Raw genomic sequence first — 6,170 nt, forward strand, 5'->3', positions numbered from 1 at the left:
ACGGAGTCAGGGATCACCGTGTCCTGCGAGGTGTAGTACACGACCCGCCAGGTGTGCGGCACCTGGCAGTTGGTGATGCGGCAGTTGCCGTAGCCGCGCGAGAGGATGAGCACCCGGCCGGTGCCCAGCACATGGTCCAGGAAGCCGATGTCCTCGGGGGCTGAGCGGCAGCAGGCTGAGGTTGACCACGTGGGCCGGCAGTTGGGCGCGCTCGGCCTCGGCATGCAGGCCGAAGCGCTGGCGCTGGTCTTCCAGTTCGGCCAGGATGGGCTGGGCGTTCATCACGCCGGCCGGGGCCGAGAGCAGGTCGGGCCGGCTGCCCAGGGCGTCGGCGCGGGCGGCGGCGCGCAGCAGGGCCGGGGCGTCGCCGACCTCGATGGTGTCCTGCACCGTGCCGTCGGCCTCGGTCTGCACCACGCGCCAGACGCCGGCGAAGACCGATTCCTGGATGCGGGCTTCGCCCAGGCCCGGCGCGGGCAGCACGCGGGCGGCCACCTCGCCTTCGCCCAGCACCTGGTTGACCAGGGCCAGCTCGGCCTCGCTCAGGCCGGCCAGCGAGACCGGGGCGGCGGCCTGGCCGGCGACGGCGGCCTGCAGCGCGGCCTCGGTGTCGCGCAGCACGCGCAGCGCGCCGTCACGGCCGCGCATCTCCTCCGGCTCGGGGAGGATCGGGCTCTGGTAGGTGGCCATGCCCTGGGGCATGCTGATGTAGTCGAGGGTCTCCTCCTCGATCTGGCTGCCGGGGCCGGCGGCCACGACGGGGATGGGGAAGGGCGCGCGGGTGGAGCTGGGGTTCATGGCGGTTCCAGGAAGGGAATCAGTGGCAGCCGGAGGCGCTGTTGGCGCTGACCAGCGGGATGCCGATGCCGGGCACGCGGCTGGTCGGGGTGTCCAGCAGCTTCTGCACCGCGGCCAGGTAGTCGGTCCAGTCCAGCATGCCGGCCACCACGCCGACGTACTGGCCGTCGCGCAGGAACAGCAGCGAGGGCCAGCGCGCCACGGCGAAGCGGGCGGCCAGCGTGTCCTCGTCGGCGCGGGTGGCCACGCCGATGCCGAAGCGCTGGCCGAAGGACTTGCGCAGCTCGGGCAGCACCACGGCCACGTCCAGCACCTCGGGGAAGCGCACCGGGTCGCCGTGGAAGAACAGCACCTGGTCGCCGGGGCGGGCCAGGAAGTCGGCCAGCGTGGCCTGGTCGACCCAAGTGGCGCCGTGGGCCTCCACCAGGCGGGCCACCAGGGGGGCGGAGCGTTCGGCCGGATCGGCGGCTGGGGTGTCGAGGGTGTCGGTGCTCATGGGGTGTCTCGCGGTGGGTCTGGTTGGGGGTGGCTTCAGCGGCGTTCAATGGCACCTAGCGCGCCTGGCCGGTCAGCGCGGCCAACTGCTCGGCGCTCCAGGCCGAGGGCAGCTCGAAGCCGGGGTCGGCGGTGGGTGTGGCGGGGGGCAGGGCGGTGTCGCCCATGGCCTGGGCGATCAGGTCCAGCGTGGCGTCGACCTCGGCAGCGCGTTCGGCGCTGATGACCTCGCGCGCGCCGTCGATGAAGACCAGCACCCAGTCGCCGGGGCTGCGCTCGCCCACCAGGGCGGTGTTGACCTCGCGGGTCTCACCGCGGCCGGTGACGGTGGCAAAGCCCGGCCGGGTGGCCAGGACCAGCATGGGCAGTCCGATGCACATGGCGTCACGCCTCAGGCCGCCGTGCCGCGGGGCGGCATGAAGCGCTCGTCGCCCATGCGGCAGGCGGCTTCGGCGGCGGGGCGGCCGGCCTCGTAGGCCTCGATGGACAGGGTGGGCACGGTGACGGCTTCCTCGGCCGAGGGGGCCTGCGCGCGGGGGCGGGGCTGGGCCCCCCAGGCGCGCAGCCGGTCCACGGCCAGGGCCACCGCATCGTCCACCGCCTGGCGCACGCAGGGGCGCAGGCTGCCGCCGTAGTCTTCCAACTCCTCGGGCTGGCAGCCGATCAGCAGCACCTGCTCGGGGTAGCGCTCGGTCAGCTGGGCCAGCATCAGCACCTCCTGGAAGCCGGTCTGGTGCAGGCTCATCTTCTTGGCGCCCAGGAAGCGCGGCACCTCCTCGTTCTCCACCTGGTGCAGCGTGCCCGGCGCCAGGCCGTAGTCCACCGCGTCCAGGATGAGCAGCTTGCGCGCCGACTGCACATGCTGGATCAGGTACAGGCCCTGGGTGCCGCCATCCACCAGTTCGACATGGGGCGCGAAGTCCCAGTGCTGCTGCAGGGCCTCGACGCAGCGCACGCCGAAGCCTTCGTCGGCCCACAGCACGTTGCCGATGCCCAGCACGACGATGGGGGCGTCGTCGGCCGGGCTGTCACCGGTGGGGTGACAGGCGGTGTCGGGCAGGTCGGGAGCGGAAGAGGTGTTCATCGCTGGACTCGGAAGGGGGAGGAAGAGGTCAGGCCGCCAGCGCGGGGGCTGGGGCGCGGCTGGGCAGGGCGGCGTGGCGCAGCTGCTTCCAGGCGTGGTAGCTGTCCCAGTCGGCCTGCAGGGCCAGCCAGGTGGCTGCGGGCAGGCCGAAGGCCAGCGCGCAGCGGATCGCGGTGTCGGGCGTCATCGCCCGCTGGCCCTGCACCAGCTCGTGGACCCGGCGGCGGCTGATGCCCAGCCGCCGCGCGGTCTCGCTCTGGCTCAGGCCCAGCGGCACCAAGTAATGGCGCTCCAGAAAGCGCCCCGGGTGCTGCGGTGCGCGCAGCGGCACGCCGGCCGGCGGTGCGGGGGGACGGGTGGACGACGCGGTCATGTTCGGCGCAGGGCCGCCCCAAGCCGAACGCTCCCCCTCGGGGGGGCGACGCGCAGCGTCTTGGGGGCCCATGATCAGCGTTTGAAGGTGCGGTAGCCCGAGACCATCGTGCTGATGATGCTCTGGCGACCCATGATGTCCTCGCGGATCGCGGCGTACACATGCAGCGTCACGAAGATCACCATGCCCCACATGCCCAGGTGGTGCCAGGTGTGCACGTCCTGGCTCTGGCCCATCAGCGGGATGACCCAGCCGAACAGGTGGCTGGCCCACGAGTCCATGCCCAGGCCTTCACCGTACATGGCGAAGCCGGTGGCGATCATGAACAGCGTGAACAGGAAGTAGCCGCAGAACATCGCCATCCGGGCCATGGGGTTGTGCCCCACGTACTGGCTGGGCTGGGGGATCAGGAAGGCGTACCACTTGAGCATGGTGATCACCTCCTTCCAGTAGGCCAGGCTGAACACCGGCAGGGTGAACAGTTCGCGGGCATGGTGGTTGCCGACGATGGCCCAGTAGATCCGGCCCAGCAAGCCGACGGCTAGCACGTAGCCGGCGGTGAAGTGGGCGAAGCGGATGTAGCCCATCAGGAAGTGGGCGCTGGCCTCGCCGGGCATCGTCGGCAGCGGGCTGCCGATGAAGTAGCCGGTGATGCACAGCACGGTGATGGCCGTGGCGTTGATCCAGTGCCACAGGCGCACCGGGGCCTCGTAGACGTAGACCGACTTGATCGAGGCGCCGCGGGCGACGGCGCTCGGGTCGGTGCCCGTGGCGTCGCCGGCCGCAGCCGAGGTGGAGCGTGCGTTCATGGTGTCTCCTTGACCCGACGCGGGGCGGTCAGATGCGGACCAGCATCAGCAGGCCGGCCAGGCCCATGCCGCTGCCCAGCAGCTGCCAGACCACGGCCTTGGCCCGGCGCAGAGCCTGACCCAGACCGAGGCCGGCCAGGTGCAGGGCGCTGGTGGTGACCAGGAAGCCGGCGGCGTAGGCCGCGAAGCTGTGGCCGGCCGGCAGCTCGGCCCCGTGGGCCAGGCCATGCAGCAGGGCGGCGCAGGCGATCAGGCCCAGGCCGGCGCCGGCGTTCAGCCGGGTGCCCATCACCAGCATGGCGCCGAACATCACCACGCTCAGCGCGATGCCGGCTTCCACGCCGGGCAGCACCACGCCGGCCACGCCCAGCAGGGCGCCGACGCTCATGGCGGCCAGGAAGGTCAGCGGGCCCAGCCAGCGGCGGGCGCCGGGCAGGGCAGCGGCGGACCACAGGCCCACGGCGACCATGGCCAGCAGGTGGTCCGGCCCGAAGGGATGGGCCAGGCCGTCGGCCAGGGTCTCGGCGCCATGGCCCGGGTGGGCCAGGGCCAGCGTCGCGGTGCCCAGCAGGGCGGTGGCGGTCAGGATGCGTTTCATGGGGAAATTCCTTGTCTGATCAGCGAACCTTGACGGTGCACATCTCGGAGCCGTCCTCGCTCATCACGTGCGTGGAGCAGGCCAGGCAGGGGTCGAAGCTGTGCAGGGTGCGCAGGATCTCGACCGGCTGCTCGGGGTTGACCATCGGCGTGTTCATCAGCGAAGCCTCGAAGGCACCGATCTGGCCCTTGGCGTCGCGCGGCGAGCCGTTCCAGGTGGTGGGCACCACGCACTGGTAGTTCTCGATCTTGCCGTCCTTGATCTTGATCCAGTGGCCCAGCATGCCGCGCGGTGCGGCCACGGTGCCCACGCCCTTGGCTTCCTTGGGCCAGGTGGACGGATCCCACTTCTCGACGTTGGCGGTGGCGGTGTCGCCGGCCTTGATGTTGGCCACCAGTTGCTTGAAGTCGTCGTACATCATCTCGCCGGCGTACTGGCCTTCCAGGCAGCGGGCCAGGGTGCGGCCGATGGTGGTGGGCAGCAGTTGCTTGAGGGTGTACTGCGTCTCCGGCAGGCCCAGGGCCTTGGGGATGGCGCTGTTGATCATCTGGGCCGAGAACTCGAGCTGCTCCTTGGGGCGCTGGCAGTACTTGTTGCCCTTGCTGGCATGGGCATAGGCCAGGATGTAGCGCGACAGCGGGCCCACTTCCACGGCGTGGCCGCGCCAGCGCGGCGACTTGATCCAGGAGTACTTGGCCGATTCGTCGATGTTCTCGATCGCGGTCTTCGTGCCCTTGGTGTTGGCGCCCAGCTTGAAGCTGGGCTCGGTCACGCCGTCCCAGGGGTGCAGGCCCTTGGTCTCGTCGGCGTACTGGTACCAGCTGTGGGTCACGAACTCCTGCACCTGTTCGGGGTCGCGCGGGTCGATCGGCAGGATCTCGTCCCAGTTGCCGTTCAGGATCACGCCGCCGGGCAGCTGCTGGGTGCTGTGGTCGTAGGGCACCTTCTCGTAGGTGCCGTAGTCGGCCACGTTGGTGGCCGACAGGCCGCCGCCGTACAGCCAGCCCGCCTGCTTGTAGAGCGTGCCGATGGCCAGCACGTCGGGCAGGTAGACGTTCTTGTTGAACTCGATCATCTCCTGGATGCGGGCCTCGACGAAGTTCAGCCGCTCCATGTTGATCGGGGCGCCGGCCGCACCGGTGCCGTCCAGGTTGATGGCGCAGGGCACGCCGCCGACCAGGTAGTTCGGGTGCGGGTTCTTGCCACCGAAGATGGTGTGCACCTTCACCCATTCCTTCTGCAGGTCCAGCGCCTCCAGGTAGTGGGTGACGGCCATCAGGTTGGCCTCGGCCGGCAGCACATAGGCCTTGGAGCCCCAGTAGCCGTTCATGAAGGGGCCGAGCTGGCCGGCGTCCACGAACTTCTTCAGGCGGTTCTGCACGTCGCGGAAGTAGCCCGGCGAGGACAGCGGGTGCGAAGGCGAGACCAGCTGCTGCAGCTCGCTGGTCTTCTTCGGGTCGGCGTTCAGGGCCGAGACCACGTCCACCCAGTCCAGCGCATGCAGGTGGTAGAAGTGCACCGCGTGGTCATGCACCTGCAGCGTCTTGGCCATCATCTCGCGGATGAGGTGCGCGTTCAGCGGGATCTTGATGCCCAGCGCGTCCTCCACGGCGCGCACGCTGGTCAGCGCGTGGCAGCCGGTGCAGACGCCGCAGATGCGTTCGACGAAGGCCCATGCATCGCGCGGGTCGCGGCCCTTGAGGATGACCTCCAGGCCACGCCACATCGTCCCGGTGGAGACGGCGTTGCGGATGATGTTGTCCTTGTCGACGTTCACCTCGCAGCGCATGTGGCCTTCGATGCGGGTGACCGGATCCACCACGATGCGGCGGCCGGTGTTGTCGAGCTTGAAGCCCTGGGTTTCGATGACGCCCATGGAAATTCCTCGGTGATTCTTCGGTGTGGGGTGGCGGCGCTCAGGCGTCGGTGGTCTGGTCGTGCTTGGTGCTCAGGCGCTTGACGGCCGAGACGGCGGCATGGGCCGCGACGGCAGCCCCCAACACGCCGGCGGCG

Annotated in this window: 8 protein-coding genes and 1 pseudogene; all 9 read right to left on the reverse strand. The window is 70.4% G+C overall.

Features of this window, described 5'->3' with window-relative positions; all coding sequences use genetic code 11:
• Positions 1 to 224, reverse strand: a 224-nt coding sequence (locus tag I73_RS34885; RefSeq protein WP_374701964.1) for a hydrogenase expression/formation C-terminal domain-containing protein, incomplete at its 3' end; no start/stop codon positions are given.
• 172 nt (positions 225 to 396) lie between these two features.
• Positions 397 to 798, reverse strand: a pseudogene (locus I73_RS34890) (hydrogenase expression/formation C-terminal domain-containing protein); the annotation flags it as partial.
• Between the two features lie 19 nt (positions 799 to 817).
• Positions 818 to 1,294, reverse strand: coding sequence for a hydrogenase (locus tag I73_RS17995; protein WP_022981886.1), 477 nt, complete (start codon positions 1,292 to 1,294; stop codon positions 818 to 820).
• 55 nt (positions 1,295 to 1,349) lie between these two features.
• Positions 1,350 to 1,673, reverse strand: a complete 324-nt coding sequence (locus I73_RS18000) for a HypC/HybG/HupF family hydrogenase formation chaperone (protein WP_022981887.1) — start codon at positions 1,671 to 1,673, stop codon at positions 1,350 to 1,352.
• Between the two features lie 11 nt (positions 1,674 to 1,684).
• Positions 1,685 to 2,377: a HyaD/HybD family hydrogenase maturation endopeptidase gene (locus tag I73_RS18005; RefSeq protein WP_022981888.1), complete on the reverse strand. Its 693-nt coding sequence runs from the start codon at positions 2,375 to 2,377 to the stop codon at positions 1,685 to 1,687.
• A gap of 28 nt (positions 2,378 to 2,405) precedes the next feature.
• Positions 2,406 to 2,750: a HigA family addiction module antitoxin gene (locus tag I73_RS28845; RefSeq protein WP_022981889.1), complete on the reverse strand. Its 345-nt coding sequence runs from the start codon at positions 2,748 to 2,750 to the stop codon at positions 2,406 to 2,408.
• Between the two features lie 74 nt (positions 2,751 to 2,824).
• A complete protein-coding gene (gene cybH / locus I73_RS18015) occupies positions 2,825 to 3,559 on the reverse strand; it encodes a Ni/Fe-hydrogenase, b-type cytochrome subunit (protein ID WP_022981890.1) in 735 nt (244 codons plus the stop codon).
• Positions 3,560 to 3,587: 28 nt separating this feature from the next.
• Positions 3,588 to 4,157, reverse strand: a complete 570-nt coding sequence (locus I73_RS18020) for a HupE/UreJ family protein (protein WP_022981891.1) — start codon at positions 4,155 to 4,157, stop codon at positions 3,588 to 3,590.
• A gap of 19 nt (positions 4,158 to 4,176) precedes the next feature.
• Positions 4,177 to 6,033, reverse strand: a complete 1,857-nt coding sequence (locus I73_RS18025; RefSeq protein WP_022981892.1) for a nickel-dependent hydrogenase large subunit — start codon at positions 6,031 to 6,033, stop codon at positions 4,177 to 4,179.
• Between the last annotated feature and the right edge of the window lie 137 nt (positions 6,034 to 6,170).

Source organism: Ideonella sp. B508-1, from assembly GCF_000333615.1.
Lineage (GTDB): Bacteria > Pseudomonadota > Gammaproteobacteria > Burkholderiales > Burkholderiaceae_C > Ideonella.